The 19541-nt window shown below is 61.9% G+C and carries 18 protein-coding genes and 1 riboswitch; of the genes, 13 read left to right on the top strand and 5 right to left on the bottom strand.

Annotated elements, in window-relative coordinates; translation table 11 throughout:
* Positions 1–31: 31 nt before the first annotated feature.
* Positions 32–958, top strand: a complete 927-nt coding sequence (locus KBA32_RS04630) for a LysR family transcriptional regulator (protein WP_294355961.1) — start codon at positions 32–34, stop codon at positions 956–958.
* Between the two features lie 15 nt (positions 959–973).
* Here KBA32_RS04630 and KBA32_RS04625 read toward each other — a convergent pair whose 3' ends face one another.
* Positions 974–1474: a glutathione peroxidase gene (locus KBA32_RS04625; protein ID WP_294355959.1), complete on the bottom strand. Its 501-nt coding sequence runs from the start codon at positions 1472–1474 to the stop codon at positions 974–976.
* A gap of 74 nt (positions 1475–1548) precedes the next feature.
* On the opposite strand from KBA32_RS04625, the gene KBA32_RS04620 reads away from it, so the two are divergent.
* Positions 1549–2364: a hypothetical protein gene (locus KBA32_RS04620; RefSeq protein WP_294355957.1), complete on the top strand. Its 816-nt coding sequence runs from the start codon at positions 1549–1551 to the stop codon at positions 2362–2364.
* A 120-nt stretch (positions 2365–2484) separates the two neighbouring features.
* Here KBA32_RS04620 and gcvP read toward each other — a convergent pair whose 3' ends face one another.
* The 4 genes from gcvP to scpB (KBA32_RS04600) form a co-directional block, all read right to left on the bottom strand.
* Positions 2485–5364 carry an aminomethyl-transferring glycine dehydrogenase gene (gene gcvP, locus KBA32_RS04615; protein WP_294355956.1) on the bottom strand — a complete coding sequence of 960 codons (2880 nt, stop codon included), beginning with the start codon at positions 5362–5364 and terminating at the stop codon, positions 2485–2487.
* 171 nt (positions 5365–5535) lie between these two features.
* Complete coding sequence (gene gcvH, locus KBA32_RS04610) at positions 5536–5916, bottom strand: glycine cleavage system protein GcvH (protein WP_294355955.1); 381 nt, start codon at positions 5914–5916, stop codon at positions 5536–5538.
* A 149-nt stretch (positions 5917–6065) separates the two neighbouring features.
* Positions 6066–7145, bottom strand: a complete 1080-nt coding sequence (gene gcvT, locus KBA32_RS04605) for a glycine cleavage system aminomethyltransferase GcvT (protein ID WP_294355953.1) — start codon at positions 7143–7145, stop codon at positions 6066–6068.
* Between the two features lie 173 nt (positions 7146–7318).
* Positions 7319–7411: riboswitch (glycine riboswitch) on the bottom strand.
* 64 nt (positions 7412–7475) lie between these two features.
* Entirely contained in the window at positions 7476–8255 is a 780-nt protein-coding gene (gene scpB, locus KBA32_RS04600) for a methylmalonyl-CoA decarboxylase (RefSeq protein WP_294355951.1), read from the bottom strand.
* Between the two features lie 103 nt (positions 8256–8358).
* Here scpB (KBA32_RS04600) and KBA32_RS04595 point away from each other — a divergent pair, with 103 nt between their 5' ends.
* The 11 genes from KBA32_RS04595 to rbfA all read left to right on the top strand — a co-directional run bounded on the left by KBA32_RS04595 (position 8359) and on the right by rbfA (position 19532).
* Positions 8359–9189 (top strand): 3',5'-nucleoside bisphosphate phosphatase, encoded by an 831-nt coding sequence (locus KBA32_RS04595; protein ID WP_294355948.1) that lies wholly within the window; start codon positions 8359–8361, stop codon positions 9187–9189.
* Positions 9190–9191: 2 nt separating this feature from the next.
* Entirely contained in the window at positions 9192–9818 is a 627-nt protein-coding gene (locus KBA32_RS04590; RefSeq protein WP_294355947.1) for an L-threonylcarbamoyladenylate synthase, read from the top strand.
* A gap of 13 nt (positions 9819–9831) precedes the next feature.
* Complete coding sequence (locus tag KBA32_RS04585; RefSeq protein WP_294355981.1) at positions 9832–10479, top strand: site-2 protease family protein; 648 nt, start codon at positions 9832–9834, stop codon at positions 10477–10479.
* Positions 10480–10483: 4 nt separating this feature from the next.
* Entirely contained in the window at positions 10484–11686 is a 1203-nt protein-coding gene (locus KBA32_RS04580; protein WP_294355945.1) for a tryptophan--tRNA ligase, read from the top strand.
* Between the two features lie 25 nt (positions 11687–11711).
* Positions 11712–12596, top strand: a complete 885-nt coding sequence (locus KBA32_RS04575; protein WP_294355943.1) for a ScpA family protein — start codon at positions 11712–11714, stop codon at positions 12594–12596.
* On the top strand, positions 12556–13146 hold the full coding sequence (gene scpB, locus KBA32_RS04570; RefSeq protein ID WP_294355941.1) for an SMC-Scp complex subunit ScpB: 591 nt from the start codon (positions 12556–12558) through the stop codon (positions 13144–13146). The genes KBA32_RS04575 and scpB (KBA32_RS04570) overlap by 41 nt, the downstream gene beginning before the upstream one ends.
* A complete protein-coding gene (gene rluB / locus KBA32_RS04565) occupies positions 13124–14101 on the top strand; it encodes a 23S rRNA pseudouridine(2605) synthase RluB (RefSeq protein WP_294355939.1) in 978 nt (325 codons plus the stop codon). The genes scpB (KBA32_RS04570) and rluB overlap by 23 nt, the downstream gene beginning before the upstream one ends.
* A 215-nt stretch (positions 14102–14316) precedes the next feature.
* A complete protein-coding gene (rimP, locus tag KBA32_RS04560) occupies positions 14317–14757 on the top strand; it encodes a ribosome maturation factor RimP (RefSeq protein WP_294355979.1) in 441 nt (146 codons plus the stop codon).
* 34 nt (positions 14758–14791) lie between these two features.
* Positions 14792–16264: a transcription termination factor NusA gene (gene nusA, locus KBA32_RS04555; protein ID WP_294355937.1), complete on the top strand. Its 1473-nt coding sequence runs from the start codon at positions 14792–14794 to the stop codon at positions 16262–16264.
* 19 nt (positions 16265–16283) lie between these two features.
* Positions 16284–19145, top strand: coding sequence for a translation initiation factor IF-2 (gene infB, locus KBA32_RS04550; RefSeq protein ID WP_294355935.1), 2862 nt, complete (start codon positions 16284–16286; stop codon positions 19143–19145).
* Positions 19146–19532 carry a 30S ribosome-binding factor RbfA gene (gene rbfA, locus KBA32_RS04545; protein WP_294355933.1) on the top strand — a complete coding sequence of 129 codons (387 nt, stop codon included), beginning with the start codon at positions 19146–19148 and terminating at the stop codon, positions 19530–19532.
* Positions 19533–19541: the final 9 nt, after the last annotated feature.

The following is a 19541-nucleotide window of genomic DNA, read 5'->3' as shown; positions in this document are numbered from 1 at the left end:
TGTTTAGATAATTTATATCTGGGATTTGGATATGAAGTTTACTCTGCGTCAAATAGCCGTTTTTGCCGCCGTGGCCCGCCAGGAGAGCGTATCCCGCGCCGCCGAGGCGCTTTCCTTGTCGCAGTCGGCGACCAGCACGGCGCTCGCCGAGCTCGAACGCCTCTACGAAACGCCGCTCTTTGACCGGATCGGCAAGCGACTGCGCCTCAACGAGTCGGGGCAGTCGCTGCTGCCGCTCGCGCTCGACATCCTTGAACGTGCCGAGGCGATCGAGGACGCGCTGGAAGGGCGTGCCGGCTACGGGAAGCTGCGTGTCGGCGCGACGCTGACCATCGGCAATTATCTTGCCACGCTGATCGTCGCCGACTATCTCAAGCGACATCCTTCCGGGTCGGCCGAACTGCACGTGCGCAACACCGCGAGCATCGTCGAGCAGGTGGCGCGCCACGAACTCGACGTCGGGCTGGTCGAAGGTCATTGCCAGCATCCCGAACTCGTCGTCGAACGCTGGGTCGCGGACGAACTGGTCGTCTTTTGTGCGCCATCGCACCCGCTGGCGCATCAAGGCGCGGCACGTCTCGGCGACCTTGAACAGGCGTCCTGGATCGTGCGCGAGGCCGGTTCCGGCACGCGTGAAACGCTCGATCAGGCAATGCGCGCGCATCGCTTCAATCCGAACATTCGCCTCGAACTGGAGCACACCGAGGCGATCAAGCGCGCGGTCGAGCACGGTCTCGGCATCGGCTGCATTTCGCGCCTGGCGCTGCGCGAAGCGTTCCGGCGCGGCAGCCTGGTCGCCATCGAGACGCCGGAACTCGACCTGCGGCGCGATTTCCAGTTCGTGTGGCACCGGCGCAAGTTCCGGACCGCCGGGATGCGCGAATTCGTCGATCTTTGCCGTCAGAAGACGGCGGGCGTCACGCGCAGCGACGAGATCGACTGGCCGTACATCCCTTGAACCTTACCTCACGCGCTACAGCAGCGCTTCGATGTCGACCGCAAGGCTCTCCGGCGTCGCCGCCGGTGCAAAACGCCTGACGACGCTGCCGTCACGGTCGACCAGGAACTTGGTGAAGTTCCACTTGATTCCCTCGCTGCCGAGCAGGCCGCGCGCTTCCTTTTTCAGGTGCTGGAAAAGCGGATGCGCGTCGTCGCCATTGACGTCGATCCTGGCGTACATCGGAAAAGTCACGCCGTAGTTCTTCTGGCAGAAACTGCCGATTTCGTCCGCGCTTCCTGGTTCCTGTGCGCCGAACTGGTTGCAGGGAAAGCCGAGCACTTCGAATCCGCGATTCTTGTAGCGCGTATAGAGCGCCTCAAGCCCGGCGAACTGCGGCGTGAAACCGCATTGACTGGCGGTGTTGACGATGAGCAGCACCTTCCCCGCGTAGCGGGTCAATAACTCTTCGCCACCCGTGAGACGTTCGGCCGAGAAATTCGAGAGCTCGTAGTTGGCATGATCTATCGTGTTCATCAACTTCTCCAGCGTTTAAGTTGTCTACAATGGGTTGTCTATCACTCAGACAGCAATCCTGTAAGGAGAAATCCATGACTCAGAGAAACAAGACAATCGCGCTGGCCCTGGCTGGTGCCGGGATCGTCGGTGCGCTGACGGTCGGGCACGCGGTTTGGGCGCAAACAGTGGAAGATCCGGTGGCGACCACGACCACGTCGCGACCGGCGGGAAAGCTCGAAGCGCAGTATGCCGTGCTGGCCGGATCGGGGCAAAACGCGAAGTCCCTGATCGCCGGGCTGCGCGACGGGAAGCCGGTGTTGCTGCTTGCCACGCCGGACAGCACCAACCCCGATGCGGCCTCGCTGACCTTCACGCCGCTGACCCCGAAGCTCGGGTACGGCAACGTCAATGTCGCCCTGGCGCTTGCCCAGGCTGATCTGGCAAAGGCCGGGATCACGGCGCCGACGCCAGAACAACTGGCGGCCGTGCTGAACGGTGGCGATGTGTTTACCGCCGACGGTCAGATGATTACCTTCGCCGGCATTCTCGCGCAGCGGCAGGCCGGCATGGGCTGGGGTGCGATCGCGAACGCCATGGGGGTCAAGCTCGGCGCGGTGGTCAGCGCGTCGAAGAACAACAAATCGCTCAGCGAATTCAAAGCCAGTAACGCGCAGAAGGCGAAGAACGTCGCCGTAAGCACGACGTCGAACGAGCGCGGCAAGTCCGGCGCGCAGAGCGACAGCCGCGGAAATTCCGGTAACAACGGTGGCGGCAATGGCGGTGGTAATGGCGGTGGTAATGGCGGTGGTAATGGCGGTGGTAATGGCGGTGGCAACGGCGGTGGCAACGGCGGTGGCAACGGCGGTGGCAACGGCGGTGGTAATGGTGGTGGCGGGCGCGGCAAGTAGCGCGCGATCGGCTGACCTCGCAACTTAAGCGTTTCGCGACAGTCCCAAAGACAAATGGCCGTTTCAGTTCAGCACTGAAGCGGCCATTGTCTTGTGCGGCCCGGAACGGGCGCGCGGGCGTCAGCTGTAGTCGCTCATCGGCGCACAGGCGCAGAAGAGGTTGCGGTCGCCATAGACGTCGTCGATGCGATTCACACTCGGCCAGAACTTGTTGGCGGCCACCCACGGCAGCGGGAAGACGGCTTCCTCGCGGCTGTACGGCCGATTCCAGTTGGCGTCGATGATGTCGGCCTGCGTGTGCGGCGCGTTCTTGAGCGGGTTGTTGTCCGCCGGCCAGACGCCCTGTTCGATCTTGCGGATCTCGTTGCGGATCGAGGCCATCGCGGCACAGAAACGATCAAGCTCGGCTTTCGATTCCGATTCGGTCGGTTCGACCATGATCGTGCCGGCGACCGGGAAGCTGACCGTCGGTGCGTGGAAGCCGTAGTCCATCAGGCGCTTGGCGATGTCGATTTCGGCGATGCCGGTCGCGGCCTTGATCGGGCGGATGTCGATGATGCACTCGTGCGCGACGCGGCCATTCTTGCCCGTGTAGAGCACCGGGTAGTCGGCGTTCAGTTGCGAAGCGACGTAGTTGGCATTGAGGATGGCGACCTCGGTCGCGCGCTTCAGGCCCTTGCCGCCGAGCATGGCGATGTACATCCACGAGATCGGCAGGATCGACGCCGAACCCCACGGAGCAGCCGATACGGCGCTTTGACCCGCGTGCGGCCCGTTGATCGGCTGCACGACGTGGTTGGCCATGAACGGGGCGAGATGCGCCTTCAAGCCGATCGGTCCCATGCCCGGTCCGCCGCCGCCGTGCGGGATGGCGAAGGTTTTGTGCAGGTTCATGTGGCTGACGTCGGCGCCGATGTGGCCGGGCGAGGTGAGGCCGACCTGCGCATTGAGGTTGGCGCCGTCCATGTACACCTGGCCGCCGTGCGCATGAATCATCGCGCAGATGTCCTTGATCGCTTCCTCGAACACGCCGTGCGTCGATGGGTAGGTGATCATCAGGCAGGCGAGGTTGGCCGAATGCAGCTCGGCCTTGACCTTGAGGTCGGCGACATCGACGTTGCCGCTGTCGTCGCAATTGACGACGACGATATCGAGCCCGCACATTTGCGCCGTCGCCGGATTGGTGCCGTGCGCCGATTTCGGGATCAGGCAGACGTTGCGGTGGCCTTCGCCACGGCTGGCGTGGTAACGCGTGATGGCGACGATGCCGGCGTATTCGCCCTGCGCGCCGGAGTTCGACTGCATGCTGATCGCGTCGAAGCCGGTGATCGTCTTCAGCCAGCTTTCCAGCCCGCCGATCATCTCCATGTAACCCTGCGCCTGATCGATCGGCGCGAACGGATGCATGTCGCCGAATTCCGCCCAGGTGATCGGAATCATCTCGCTCGTCGCGTTGAGCTTCATCGTGCACGAGCCGAGTGAGATCATCGAGTGGTCAAGCGCCAGATCCTTGTTTTGCAGGCGCTTGAGGTAGCGCAGCATCTCGTGTTCGGTGTGGAAGCGGTTGAACACGGGGTGCGTGAGGATCGCATCGCTGCGCAACAGGGCACTGGGCAACGACGGATCGGCTTGCCTGATCTGCGCGTCGATAGCTTCGATGTCGGCGGCGACGCCGGCAATCAGCTTGATCAGCGCGGCGACATCGTCGCGCGTGGTTTTTTCGTTGAGCGCAATACCGAGCACGCCGGTCCTCACCTGACGGAGGTTGAAGCCGGTAGCCAGGGCGCCTTGGTAAATGGAATGTGCCTTTGCGCCGAGGTCGATCTGCAGCGTATCGAAGAACGTCTTGCTCAGCACGGTGATGCCGGCGCGCTTGAGACCTTCGGCGAGGATCGCGGCGAGGCGGTGGATGCGCCCGGCAATGGCGCGCAGGCCTTGCGGCCCGTGATAGACGGCGTACATGCCGGCCATGTTGGCGAGCAGCACTTGCGAGGTGCAGATGTTCGAATTGGCCTTCTCGCGCCGGATGTGCTGTTCGCGCGTCTGCAGCGCCATGCGCAGCGCCTTGTTGCCGCGCGCATCGACCGAAACGCCGATGATGCGGCCCGGTACGGAGCGCTTGTGCTCGTCGCGCGTCGCGAAGAAGGCGGCGTGCGGACCACCGAAGCCCATCGGGATGCCGAAGCGCTGCGTCGAGCCGAGTGCGATGTCGGCGCCCATTGCGCCGGGTGACTTGAGCAGCACGAGCGCCATCAGGTCGGAGGCGACGGCGACGACGCCGTGGCGCGACTTGACGGCCTCGATCGGACCGGAAAGGTCGCTGATCTCGCCCTTGTCGTTCGGGTACTGGAAGAGGGCGCCGAAGACTTCCTGCTGTGCGGCTTCATTCGGGGCGCCGAAGACGAGCTCGAAGCCGAAGAAGCCAGCGCGTGTCTTGATGACGTCGATGGTCTGCGGGAAGCAGGCTTCGTCGACGAAGAACAGATTCGATTTCGACTTGCTGACGCGCCGGGCCATCGTCATTGCTTCCGCGGCGGCGGTCGCTTCGTCGAGCAACGAGGCGTTGGCGAGTTCGAGGCCGGTCAGGTCGATCACCATCTGCTGGTAGTTGAGCAGCGCTTCGAGGCGACCCTGCGCGATTTCCGCCTGGTAGGGCGTGTAGGCCGTGTACCAGCCCGGGTTTTCGAGCACGTTGCGCACGATGACCTTGGGCGCCAGCGTGTCGTTGTAGCCCATGCCGATCAGCGACTTGTTGACCCTGTTCTTGCCCGCAATCGTCTTCAACACGGCGAGCGCTTCCGCTTCCGGGCGGGCGTCTGCGAGCGGCATTGGCGCCGGCAAGCGGATGGCCGGCGGAACCGTCTGGTCGATCAGGGTATCGAGGTTGGGCGCGCCGATGGCGTCCAGCATGGCATCGAGCTCATCGCTCGGCGAACCGATGTGGCGAGCAATGAACTCGTCGCGTTGTTCGAGTGCGGTCAGGCTGAAATTCTGGGGCATGGGGAAAATCCGGGTGATGATGATTCGGAAGGCTGTCGGGCGGAATTGCTGCCGCAGAGGTCCGATGTTGGCGGACAAAACTGGCAGGCACTACAGGAAGGCCCGCACTTGCCATTTCACCTCAGGGAAACGGCGTTCGTGCGGCCTTCCGCGTGACGTGCTTGCGCGGGCTTATTCTCCCGCGCTGGCCGTGTACTCGGCGGCACCGAGCAGGGCGTCAACGTCTGCTGCGTTGGCCGGCTTCATCTTGAACAGCCAGGCCGCGTAGGCATCTTCATTGACCGATTCCGGCGCGTCGCTGACGGCGGTGTTGACTTCGGTGACCGTGCCGGAGATCGGCGCGTAGACATCGGAAGCGGCCTTCACCGATTCGACGACCGCGGCTTCCTGTTCGGCGGACAGTGTCTTGCCGACTTCCGGCAGTTCGACGAAGACGAGATCGCCGAGCAGTTCCTGCGCGTGGTCGGTGATGCCGATCGTGACGGTGCCGTCAGCTTCGGCGCGCACCCATTCGTGGCTTTTTGTGTATTTGAGATTGCTTGGGACGTTCATGTGGGCTCCTGGAGAAATGCGTTTTCGAAAAAGGCTTTAACCACAACGTGTACAACGTACATAACGACCGCAACGGGAATCATAAAGTCAAAACCTTTACCCGTTCTTGCTTCGTCGTGACCGTTGCGGCGCAGTGGAAAATTTGTAAATTAAATCATCGACTTGCCGTTACGGGCAAAGCAGGGCTTGAGCACCTTGGCGGCGAGTTCCTTGTCGCGGATGATGACCTTGACGCTATCGCCGATGGCGACGCCCAGCGGCAGGCGGGCGAGCGCCACGGATTGCTGCAAGGTCGGCGAGAAGGTGCCGCTGGTGATTTCGCCGTCGCCTTGTGCGGTGACGACCTTCTGGTGCGCGCGCAACACGCCCTTGTCGAGCAGCAACAGGCCGAGGAACTGCTTCTGCTGGCCGTGGGCGAGCAGGGCGACCTTGCCGACGAAGTCGCGTGGCGAAACGAGATCGACCGTCCAGGCGAGCCCGGCGTCGAGCGGCGAAATCGTTTCGTCCATGTCCTGACCGTAGAGGTTCATGCCGGCTTCGAGGCGCAGGGTGTCGCGTGCGGCCAAGCCGATCGGCTTGACGCCGGCGTCGGCCAGCGCCTGCCAGAAGCCTTCGGCCTTGGCGGCGGGCAGGGTGATCTCGAAACCGTCCTCGCCGGTGTAGCCGGTCGTGGCGATGAAGCAGTCGCCGACGGTCGTAGCGAAGAAAGGCTTCAGGCCTTCGGTCGCCGCGCGGCTTTCCGGCAGCACTTGCCAGACCCTGGCCTTGGCATTCGGTCCCTGCACCGCGATGATCGCCAGGTCGCGGCGCGCGACGACTGCGACGTCCAGCTTCCAGTCGGCGAGACGTGCGGCCATCCAGGCCAGATCTTTCTCCGCCGTGCCGGCGTTGATCACCATGCGGTACTGGCCGTCGCCGATCAAGTAGACGATCAGGTCGTCGACGACGCCACCCGCATCGTTGAGCATCGCGCTGTAGAGCGCCTTGCCGGGCAGCTTGATCTTGTCGACGTTGTTGGCGATCAGGCGCGAGAGAAAGGCCTTGGCGTCGGCGCCTGCGATGTCGACGGCGCACATGTGCGAGACGTCGAACATGCCGCAGTCGCGGCGTACGGTGTGGTGTTCCTCGAGTTGCGAGCCGTAGTGGAGCGGCATGTCCCAGCCGCCAAAGTCCACCATCTTGGCGCCGAAGCGGCGATGTGCGTCATTCAGGACAGTTTTCTGTGTCATATCAAGGCCTTGAAAGAGAAGTGCGGTCTTTTTCGGAAACAAAAAAGGGCGAACTCAAACGAGTTCACCCCCCTGTCCTTGATACCTGAGAGATTGCCGCATGGAATTGCGATAATTCCGTTGCGTTGCCCCATCGGTGGGCGCCTGTCGTGCAGCGCCGCTCTCCAGAGTTCAGTTCACAAACGGTCCTTTTGCCTGAGCGTTTCCGGGTGGATTGCGCCTTCGGCGGCGGGATCGATGCTGCCGCTCTCTCCCGTTTGCGGGCCGAACTATAGCGCGCTGACGGGGCACGCGGCAAGTTTGGCCGCGCGCCCGAGCGCAGCCGTCCGGTTACTTGCCGGAGAACTTCGGTTTGCGTTTCTCGCGGAAGGCGCGCAGACCTTCGCGGTAGTCCTCGCTGTCGTAGACGATCCGCCGCATGCCCTGTATGCGCTCGAACAGGTCGGGCGTGACTGCGTGCGCGCTGGAGAGCAGACGCAACGAGTCCTTCATCACAGCGATGCTGAGCGGCGAGTTGTGTCCGATGCGCGATGCCATGTCATAAACGAAGGCTTCGATCTCGTCGGCAGGCTTCACGTAGTTGATCATGCCGAGGTTCATGGCCTGCTCGGCGGGGAGCGGCTGCGCGGTGAACAGCATTTCCTTGAACACGGGCAGCGGGATCATGTTGATCAGCGTCATCAGTCCGCCCAGGTTGTAGGGGACGCCCAGCTTGGCCGGCGTGATGGCAAACGCGGCTTCGGGCGTGGTGACGAGAATGTCGCAGGCCATCGCGACCTCGCACGCGCCGCCCCAGACGCTGCCTTCGATCAGGCCGATCACGGGGGCGGGAAATTCCTGGATGGAACGGATCAGGATACGCAAGGGGTCGTTCCAGCCGAGCGGATCACGGCCGCTGTCCGGCAGTTCGCTGACGTCGTGGCCGGCTGACCAGACCTTGATCCCCGGTTGGGCGCGCAAGACCACGGCCCGGATGTCGAGTGCACGGAAACCATCGAGTGCGGCGGTGATTTCCATGATCAGCGCTTCGCTCAGCGCGTTGCGCTTTTCGGCATGGTTGAGTGTGATGATGCCGGTCGAGTCCTTCTTTTCTGTGAGTATCAGGGCCATGAGCGCGTCCTTCAGTAGTTGGGAATGTTGCGAGACGTGAGTCTACTCTTCCTGTCTGTTATCATCGCGGGCTTGATTTTTTACCGATTCGTCTCTTTTTCCTGTGCAGATTGTCGACCTTCACTGCCATTCCTCCGCGTCTGACGGGCTTTTGCCGCCAGCCGAGGTCGCGCGTCGAGCGGCCGAAAACGGTGTCAACATTCTGGCGCTGACCGATCACGATGATATGGAAGGCTTGCCGGACGCGCGTGCCGTTGCCCTTGAGGCCGGGATGCAGTTCATCAACGGGGTCGAAATTTCGATCGAATGGGGCGGTTTGCAGGTTCACATCGTCGGGTTGAATTTTGACGATCGCGATGCTGCGTTGAACGCGGGGCTGCTGTCGGTCCGTTCGGGCCGGGTCGGGCGTGCGCAGCGCATGTCGGCCGAGCTTGAAAAAATCGGCATCGAGGGTTGTTTCGCGGGCGCAATGCGCCACGCCGAGAACCCGAACCTGATCAGCCGTGCGCATTTTGCCCGCTATCTGGTCGAAATCGGCGTGTGCAAGGACGTGCGCAGCGTTTTCGAGTCATACATCGTTCCCGGCCGCCCGGGTTATGTGGAGCATCGCTGGGCAACGCTGGAAGAGTCGATCCGCTGGGTCGTTGGCGCGGGTGGCACGGCGGTGATCGCACATCCCGGGCGTTACAAGTTGAACCGCGCGGAAATGCGCCAGCTGCTGGAAGAATTCAAAGCGCTTGGTGGACAGGCGATCGAGGTCGTTTCGGGCAGCCATTCGCCGGAAAACGTCGCGGTATTTTCGCGGTTCGCGCGTGAGTACGGTTTCATGGCGTCCTGTGGTTCCGATTTTCATGGTCCGGGCGAGAGCTACATCGATCTGGGCCGGCTCGCGCCGACGCCGCAAGGCTTGACGCCCGTTTGGGAAGCCTTCTGATCATGGCGCGTTATCTGTCGATCCACCCCGAGGATCCGCAACCGCGCATGCTCGCGCAGGCGGCCGAAATCCTGCGCGACGGCGGCGTGATCGCCGTCCCGACGGACTCGTGCTACGCGCTCGGTTGCGGCCTCGGTGACAAGGACGCCGTCGAGCGCATCCGCCGCATTCGCGGAGTCGACGATCGCCACCATCTGACCCTGATGTGCCGCGATCTCTCCGAGATTGCGCAGTTTGCACGCGTCGACAACGCGCAATATCGCCTGCTCAAGGCGACGACGCCGGGCAGTTACACCTTCATCCTCGAAGGCACGAAGGAGTTGCCCCGCCGCGTCCTGCATCCGAAACGCAAGACGATCGGCTTGCGCGTGCCCGACCACAAGGTCGCGCTGGCGCTGCTGGCCGAACTCGGCGAACCGCTGCTGACGTCGACGCTGATGTTGCCCGGCGACGAGTCGCCGCTGACCGAAGGCTGGGAGATCCAGGACCGGCTCGACGATCACATCGATTTGATCCTTGACGGCGGCTACTGCGGCACCGAGCCGACGACCGTCGTCGATCTGACCAACTGGCCGCCGGAACTCGTGCGCGCCGGACGCGGTTCGCTCGATCCGTTTGGTTTCGAGTAGGCACGGCATGGAAATTTCATCACTGATCCAGACGATTGCGATTTCCGCTTTGCCGGTAATTTTCGCGATCACCGTGCATGAGGCGGCGCACGGTTATGCGGCGCGTCACTTTGGCGACAATACGGCCTGGCTCGCCGGACGCATCAGCCTCAATCCGCTGCGTCATATCGATCCGCTCGGCACAATCCTGTTGCCGCTCCTGCTGTTCATCATCAACAGTCCTTTCTTGTTCGGTTGGGCCAAGCCGGTGCCGGTCAACTTCGGCCGACTGCGCAATCCCAAGCGTGACATGCGCTGGGTCGCCGCCGCCGGACCCGGCGTCAATCTGCTGATGGCTTTCGGCTGGGCGCTCCTGTTCAAACTGGCGCTGTTCATGCCCTTCAATGCGTACACTCGGCCGTTGGCGCTGATGAGCGATATGGGGATCAACATCAACCTGATGCTCATGGTGCTCAACCTCTTGCCTTTGCCGCCGCTCGATGGTGGCCGCATTGCGGTGAGCCTGCTGCCGTTGCCGTGGGCGATCAAGTTCTCCCGGCTTGAGCGCTGGGGTTTTCCGATTCTCTTGCTGCTGTCGTTTATCGGTATCCTTGGCAGCATCATGTGGCCCTTCGTCGCCTTGTTCAAACAACTGATCATCTTCATCTTCCAGCTGAACTAACACTATGTACGCAGAACGAGTCCTCTCCGGAATGCGCCCGACGGGCAGCCTGCACCTTGGTCACTACCACGGCGTGCTGAAGAACTGGGTCAAGCTCCAGCACGAGTATCCCTGCCTGTTCTTCGTCGCCGATTGGCACGCGCTGACGACGCAATACGACGATCCGCACGGCATCTCGCAATCGACCTGGGAAATGGTGATCGACTGGCTGGCTGCCGGCGTCGATCCCGAGAAGGCCTCGCTGTTCATCCAGTCGCAGGTGCCGGAACACGCCGAGTTGCACCTGCTGCTGTCGATGATGACGCCGCTCGGCTGGCTGGAGCGCGTGCCGACCTACAAGGACCAGCAGGAGAAGATGTCGAACAAGGACCTGTCGACCTACGGCTTCCTCGGCTACCCGCTCCTGATGAGCGCCGACATCCTGATCTACCGCGCCGACAAGGTGCCGGTCGGCGAGGACCAGATTCCGCACGTCGAGATCACGCGCGAGCTGGCGCGCCGCTTCAACCACATGTACGGCCGCGAACCCGGCTACGAGGAAAAGGCGAAGGAAGCGGTCGCCAAGCTGGGCAGCAAGAACAAGCGCACCTTCGAGCATCTGCGCACCCGCTTCCAGCAGGACGGCGACAAGGAAGCCGTCGCCAAGGGGCACACGCTGCTCGCCGAAATTCCGCACCTCTCGGTTGCCGATCGCGAACGACTGCTCGGCTACCTTGAAGGCACCGGCAAGATGATCCTTGTCGAGCCGGGCTATCTGCTGACCGAGGCCTCCAAGATGCCGGGCCTCGATGGGCAGAAGATGTCGAAGTCGTACAACAACACGATCACGCTGCGCGAGGACGAAGCGTCGGTGACGCAGAAGATCAAGCGCATGCCGACCGATCCGTCGCGCGTGCGTCGCACCGATGCGGGCGATCCCGACAAGTGCCCGGTCTGGCAATTGCACCAGGTGTATTCGGACGACGCGTGCAAGGAATGGGTGCAGAAGGGCTGCCGCAGCGCGGGCATCGGTTGCCTCGAATGCAAGCAGCCGGTGATCGACGGCATCCTGCAGGAGCAGGCGCCGATGCGCGAGCGGGCGCGGACGTACATCGAGAATCCGTCGCTGGTGCGCGAAATCATCGCCGAGGGCAATCGGAAAGCCGGCGTTCTGGCGCGGGAAACGATGCGCGACGTGCGCGAAGCGATGGGTCTGAGTTACCGCTGAGAACCTGGCGGTCGGCCAGTCATCGATGAGCGATACGGTAACCCGTGAAGCGCCGAACGAGGCGCTCGAAGCGACGGAACCCATCGCGCGCATCTATGGCCAGCCGATGGGGCAGCTGCCACTCGATCTGTACATCCCGCCAGATGCGATGGCGGTCATGCTCGACGCCTTCGAAGGGCCGCTCGATCTCCTGCTCTACCTGATCCGCAAGGCCAACGTCAATGTCCTCGATATTCCGATGGCGCCGCTGACCGTGCAGTACCTGACCTACGTCGAAGCGATGCGTTCGCATAATCTGGAGCTTGCCGCCGACTACCTGGTGATGGCCGCGATGCTGATCGAGATCAAGTCGCGCATGTTGCTGCCCAAGCCGAAAGCCGCCGAAGGCGAGGAGGTCGAAGATCCGCGCGCCGAACTGGTGCGTCGCCTGATCGAGTACGAGCAGATGAAGCAGGCGGCGCGGCGGCTCGACGAACTGCCGCAGGCGGAACGGGATTTCGATTGGGTCGACGTATGGGTCGAGAAGTCGATGCTGCAACGCCTGCCCGACGTCAGCCCGGACGATCTGAAGGCGGCGTGGAGTACCATCCTGCGCCAGGCGAAGCTGCATACGCGGCACATGATCCAGCGCGAGGAATTGTCGGTACGCGAGCACATGGGCCTGATCCTTCGTTCCTTGCGCGATGCCGGCGGTTTCGTCGAGTTTGTCGATTTGTTCGATGCAACGCAGGGCGCCCAGGTTGTCGTCGTGCATTTGCTCGCCATGCTTGAACTTGCGCGCGAGCATCTGCTCGAAATGACCCAATCGGAGGCGTTTGCGCCGATCTATGTGAGGTTGGCCGATGGACGAAGTGAAGACAGAAGCGAAGATGACGCAGACAGCGGAATCGATTTCGACGCGGCCGGATAATCCCGCGCAGCTGAAGCGCGTGCTGGAAGCGGTCTTGTTCAGCGCGCAACAGCCGCTGACGCCGCTCGAACTGAGGAAGGTGTTTCTCGACGAGATCGGCACCGACGTCCTGCGTGCGCTGCTCGACGAACTTCGCCAGGAGTGGGCCGATCGGCCGCTGGAGCTGGTGCAGACCGCGAGCGGCTGGCGTTTCCGCACGCGCGCGGAGTACCTGCCGTATCTCGAACGGCTGAATCCCGAACGGCCGCCGAAGTATTCGCGCGCTGTGCTGGAAACCCTGGCGATCATTGCCTATCGTCAACCGGTGACGCGCGGCGATATCGAGGATATCCGCGGGGTGACCGTCGCCTCGCAGATCATCAAGGTGCTTGAAGAGCGCGGCTGGGTCGATGTCGTCGGCCACCGCGATACGCCGGGAAGGCCGGCCTTGTTGGCGACAACGAAGAAATTCCTCGACGACCTCGGTTTGCGCAGTGTGACCGAGTTGCCACCGCTCGAGATGATGAACCAGACACTGGAGTTGGCCCATGCCCAACAAGACAACGCGTAAGCCCCCCTTTGCAAAGCCGGCAGAAGAAGCGCGCAAGCCGAGAGGCGAGCGCTCGCCCAGAGGTCGAGCGCAGCTGCAGCCGGTCGAAGGCGAACTGCTGGACCGCAAGCCGCGGCGTGCGCCGCGCACGCCCAAGGCCGATCTCTCCAACCGAGCGCGTCACAAGGAACTGCCGGGCAAACCCGAGCGGCTGCACAAGCTGCTCGCGCAAAGCGGCATCGGTTCACGACGCGAGATGGAAGAGCTGATCGCGGCGGGGCGCGTCAACGTCAATGGCGAAACCGCGCAGGTAGGCCAGTCGGCGAGTCCGGGCGACCGGATCAAGGTCAATGGCAAGCTCGTGCATCTCAAGTTCTCCAATCGGCTGCCGCGCGTGATCATCTATCACAAGCCGGAAGGCGAGATCGTCTCGCGTGACGATCCCGAGCATCGCCCGACCGTTTTCACGTCGTTGCCGAGAATGTCGGGCGGGCGCTGGGTCGCGGTCGGCAGACTCGACTTCAATACGAGCGGGCTCTTGCTTTTCACGACGTCGGGTGATCTTGCCAACCGCCTGATGCACCCGCGCTATAACCTGGTGCGCGAGTACGCAGTACGAGTTCTCGGCGAGTTGCCGGAAGGTGCGAAAGAGCAATTGCTGGCCGGCGTCGAACTCGACGACGGCGTCGCCCAGTTCGCCACTTTCGAAGAAGCCGGCGGCGAGGGCGCCAACCGCTGGTACCGCGTATCGCTCTTCGAGGGACGTAACCGCGAAGTGCGGCGCATGTTCGAATCGGTCGGCGTTGTCGTCAGCCGGTTGATGCGCGTCCGCTACGGGCCGTTCATCCTGCCGTCCAACCTGAAGCGCGGCCACGTTCTTGAACTTGGCGAGGCGGATGTCAAGAAACTGATGACGGATTTCGAGATGGAGAGTCCGGCAATCCTGCGAGCACCGCGGAAACCTCGCGAGCGATGATTCAGCAAAGGGCACTACCAACGTTGCGGAGTGCATCCCCCCTTGTTCTGCGGCTCGCTAACAGGTCTTTGCGCGAGCGCGCCAGGACTCGGTGACGGCGAGTTTCAATTTACGTGAGTGGAAAAACTCGTTATAATCCAACGGTTTTTTCCGCTCGCCCCCGTGGGGGCAGTTATTTCGGAGATGGGCGTTTCGCCCATTTTTCATTTGTAGATATGGATTTGCACGAACTTCTCGACAAAACGGTAAGCGGCCTCGGATACGAGCTGGTTGACGTGGAACAGAGCCCGCGCGGTCGCGTGTTGCGGGTTTTTATCGATCGCGCCGACAAGGACGGAAGTATCGACATCGAAGATTGCACGCTGGTCAGCAATCAGTTGTCGCGCGTTCTGACCGTCGAAAACATCGACTATGACCGCCTCGAGATTTCCTCTCCCGGGCTGGATCGGGTGTTGAAGAAGCAGGCCGATTTTGAGCGTTTCGCGGGATCGGAGATAAATCTCAGGTTGCGCGTGCCGATGGCCGGGCGGCGGAATTTCAATGGCGTCTTGCTGGGCGTGCATGATGGGAGGGTGCGTCTGACCGTGGATACGGGCGATGTGGAACTGGAGTTTGGCAATATCGACAAGGCCAGGCTGGTTCCCAAGTTCGACTAGTTAATGATCAGGCTGGATAGGGGGTTGTGAGAATATGAGCCGCGAAATTTTGCTTTTGGTAGACGTTCTGGCGCGTGAAAAGAACGTGAGCAAGGAGATTGTCTTCGGCGCTCTCGAGTTGGCGCTCGCGTCGGCATCGAAAAAGCGGATTCACGACGACGCCGATGTTCGCGTGGTGGTTGATCGCGAAACGGGCGATTTCGAGACCTACCGGCGTTGGGAAGTGGTGGCCGACGAGGACTTTATCCTTGAAGCGCAGCATATTCCCTTGTCGGACGCGCAGAAGCAGGATGCGGACGTCGATATTGGCGACTACCTGGAAGAGGCGCTGGAACCCATCGATTTTGGCCGGATTGGCGCACAGGCCGCCAAGCAGGTGATTCTGCAGAAGATCCGCGACGCCGAGCGCGAGCAGATCCTCAATGACTTCCTTGAGCGCAAGGAGCACCTCGTTACCGGTACGATCAAGCGAATGGAGCGGGGCAATGCGATCGTTGAGGCCGGAAAGATCGAGGCCGTTTTGCCGCGTGACCAGATGATTCCGCGCGAGAACCTGCGTGTCGGCGACCGCGTCAAGGCTTTTCTGTTGCGTATCGATCGCGCGGCCCGCGGTCCGCAGTTGATCCTTTCGCGCACGGCGCCGGAATTCATCATCAAGCTCTTCGAAATGGAAGTGCCGGAAGTCGACGACGGTCTGCTCGAAATCAAGGCGGCGGCGCGCGACGCGGGCATGCGTGCCAAGATCGCGGTCAAGTCGAACGATCAACGTGTCGATCCGATCGGCACCTGTGTCGGCATGCGCGGCATGCGCGTGACGGCGGTAACCAACGAACTCGCTGGTGAGCGCGTCGATATCGTTCTCTGGTCGGCGGATCCTGCGCAGTTTGTCGTTGGCGCCCTGGCGCCGGCCGAAGTGACCTCGGTCGTGGTCGATGAGGATCGTCACTCGATGGATGTGGTCGTCGATGAGGATAACCTGGCGATTGCCATCGGGCGCGGCGGTCAGAATGTCCGTCTGGCGTCGGAATTGACCGGCTGGACGATCAATCTGATGACCGAAGAAGAGTCGCAGACGCGCGTCGAAGCCGAATCGGCGGCGATCCGGGTGCTCTTCATCGAGAAGCTGGATGTGGACGAGGAAGTGGCGAACATCCTGATCAGCGAAGGTTTCTCGACGCTTGAAGAGGTTGCCTACGTTCCCTTGCACGAAATGCTGGAGATCGAGTCATTTGACGAGGCGACGGTTCAGGAACTGCGCGATCGCGCACGCAACGTGCTTCTGACGGAAGCCATCGTGACCGAAGAGCAGATCGGCGATGTGTCCGAGGATATGCTCGGCCTGGAAGGCATGGACAAGATTCTGGCGGGCAAGCTGGCAGTGAATGGCGTCAAGACACGTGACGACTTGGCCGATCTGTCAATTGACGAAGTCATCGAAATGACCGGTATCGATGCCGATCGTGCGAAACGACTGATTACCACGGCGCGCGCGCACTGGTTCGAGTAAGCATAAAAGAGGAATCCACATGGCGCAGACAAGCGTTGCCCAATTAGCCACCGACCTGAAAATGCCGGCGGACGCACTGCTGGAGCAGTTGCAGAAGGCCGGTGTTGCAAAGAGCAAGGCGGGTGACCTTCTTACCGAGCAGGATAAATCGAAGTTGCTGGAGTATCTGCGTCGTTCGCATGGCGATGCTGAGTCCAAGACCAAGATCACCCTGACACGCAAGGAAACGACCGAGATCCGCTCCCAGGACTCGCACGGGAAGCAGCGGACGGTGCAGGTCGAAGTTCGGAAGAAGCGGGTGCTTGTCAAGCGCGATATCGCCGAGTTGCGTGCCGGCGTTCAGGAGTCGCCCGTCGTTCCGCCGGCCAAGCCGGTCGAGGTGCCGGTGGAAGCAGCGGAGCCAGCCCTGGTCGAGGCACCGCCGGTTGTCGAAGTTGCGCCTGTTCCCGAAGTTGTCGCTGTCGCGCCGGTTTCCGAGGTCGCCGCCGAAGCTGCGCCACAGGAATCTACTGAAACACAGGTTGTTGAGGTGAAGGTGCCGGAAGTTGCGGCGGCGAGCGAACCCCCCGTCGAGGAAAAGAAACCGGTCGTCGAGGAGAAGGCCAAGGCCGAGCCCGAGGCAAAGCCGGAGGCGGCAAGCGAGCACAAGCCGGGTGTCAAGAAGGTCGTTACCCGTGCCTCGATCATTGGCGAAGAGCAGCAACGTCTGCGCGCGGAAGAAGAGCGACGCAAGGCGGAGTTGCGGGCACGTCAGGAGGCGGAGTTCATTGAAAAGCAAAGGCGCGCGGCTGAGCTTATCCGCCTGAAGGCAGAAGCCGAAGAAAAGGCCGTGGCGGCGCGTGCAGCCGAGGCCGCGAAGCAGGTCGCGGCAAAAACAGCCAGCGACAAGCCGTCCGAGGACAAGACCTTGCACAAACCGGTGGCGAAGGCCGCCGCTGGCGACAAGAAATCAGCCGACAAGAAGGGCGCGCAGTGGAAGAATGAAGGCGTCAACAAGCGTCAGGGTCTCAAGACTCGCGGCGCGACGGGTGCGACCGGTTGGCGTGACAACAAGCATGGCAAGCGGAGCAATCGCAACAATGACGCGGAAGAGCAGCATGCCTTCCAGGTGCCGACAGAGGCCGTGGTGCATGACGTTCACGTGCCAGAGACGATTTCGGTCTCGGATCTCGCCCACAAGATGGCGGTGAAGGCGACCGAGGTCATCAAGACGCTGATGAAGATGGGGTCGATGGTCACCATCAATCAGGTGCTTGATCAGGAAACGGCGATGATCATCGTCGAAGAAATGGGGCACAAGGCGCTTGCCGCCAAACTCGACGACCCGGACGCCTTCATCAACGACGACACGGCCCACGAAGATGCTGTGCAGGAACACCGGGCGCCGGTGGTGACCGTCATGGGCCACGTCGACCACGGCAAGACCTCGCTGCTCGACTATATCCGCCGGACGCGCGTTGCTTCCGGTGAGGCGGGCGGCATTACCCAGCATATCGGCGCATATCACGTGGAAACCGCACGCGGCATGGTGACCTTTCTCGATACGCCGGGCCACGAAGCCTTCACGGCGATGCGTGCCCGCGGCGCCAAGGCGACGGATATCGTTATCCTGGTTGTGGCTGCCGATGACGGCGTAATGCCACAGACGCGCGAGGCCATCCACCACGCCAAGGCAGCCGGGGTGCCCATCGTCGTCGCGGTCAACAAGATCGACAAGCCGGATGCCAATCCCGAGCGCGTCAAGCAGGAGCTTGTCGCTGAACAGGTGGTTCCGGAAGAGTATGGCGGCGATGCGCCGTTCATTTCGGTTTCGGCAAAGACCGGTGTCGGTATCGACGAGTTGCTCGAGAACGTGCTGCTGCAAGCGGAAGTGCTTGAGTTGAAGGCGCCGAAGGATGCGCCGGCGAAGGGGTTGATCATCGAAGCGCGGCTTGACAAGGGGCGTGGCCCGGTTGCGACGATGCTTGTTCAGTCGGGTACGCTCCGCCAAGGCGACGTGGTCCTGTCCGGTCAGGTGTTCGGGCGCGTTCGCGCAATGCTCGATGAAAATGGAAAGACGATCAAGGAAGCTGGCCCATCGATTCCGGTCGAAATCCTCGGCCTATCCGACGTCCCGGCCGCCGGCCAAGATGCCGTGGTGCTGACCGACGAGCGCAAGGCGCGCGAGATCGCGCTCTTCCGCCAAGGCAAGTTCCGCGACGTGAAGCTGGCAAACAAGCAAGCCGCGAATCTCGAGAACATCCTCGATCAGATGACCGAAGCCGAGGTCAAGAGCTTGGCCTTGATCATCAAGGCGGATGTTCAGGGCTCGCAGGAAGCGCTCGTTCAATCGCTGCAGAAGTTGTCTACCGACGAAGTCCGAGTCAACGTGATTCATGGTGCGGTCGGGGCGATCAGCGAATCCGACATCAACCTCGCGCACGCTTCGAAGGCGGTCATCATCGGTTTCAACACGCGTGCCGACGCCGGTGCGCGCAAGGCGGCCGAGAGTGTCGGCGTCGATATCCGTTACTACAACATCATTTACGACGCGGTTGATGATGTGAAGGCGGCGTTGTCCGGGATGTTGTCGCCCGAAAAGCGCGAGGAAATCACCGGCCTGGTCGAGATCCGTCAGGTCTTCCGTGCGACCAAGATTGGCACCATTGCCGGCTGCTATGTGCTGGAGGGCGTCATCAAGCGCAGCTCGCGCGCTCGTCTGTTGCGCAACAACGTTGTCGTCTGGGACGGCGAACTCGAGTCGCTCAAGCGCTTCAAGGACGACGTCAAGGAAGTTCGTGCGGGCTTCGAATGCGGTCTGTCGCTGAAGAACTACAACGCGTACGAAGAGGGTGATCAACTCGAGACGTACGACGTGACCGAAATTGCACGGACCCTCTAAGTGACGGCGAACAAGAGTTTTTCCCGCAAGGATCGGGTGTCCGAACAGATCCGCCGCGAACTGGCGGAGCTGATTCGGACCGAGCTCAAGGATCCGCGCGTCGGCATGATCAGCATCACGGATGTCGAAGTTACTGCTGATTACGCGCATGCGAAGGTGTTTTTCAGCAGTCTCGCCGGTAGTGAAAACCTGTCGGCCGTAATGACCGGGCTGGAGAAGGCGTCGGGATTCCTGCGCCGGGAGCTCGGAAAGCGGATCAGCATCCACACGACGCCGCAATTGCATTTTGTCTTTGATCATTCGCTGGAACGTGGCGCCGACCTCTCGAAGCTGATTCAGGAAGCAGTCGCGATCTCGGACAAGACTGATCCCGATACGGATCGCTGAACTTCGTGA

It is taken from the genome of Propionivibrio sp. (assembly GCF_017995515.1).
GTDB lineage: Bacteria > Pseudomonadota > Gammaproteobacteria > Burkholderiales > Rhodocyclaceae > Propionivibrio.
Note: the sequence above shows the minus strand (reverse complement) of the source record. Positions and strands in the feature narration are given on the sequence as shown.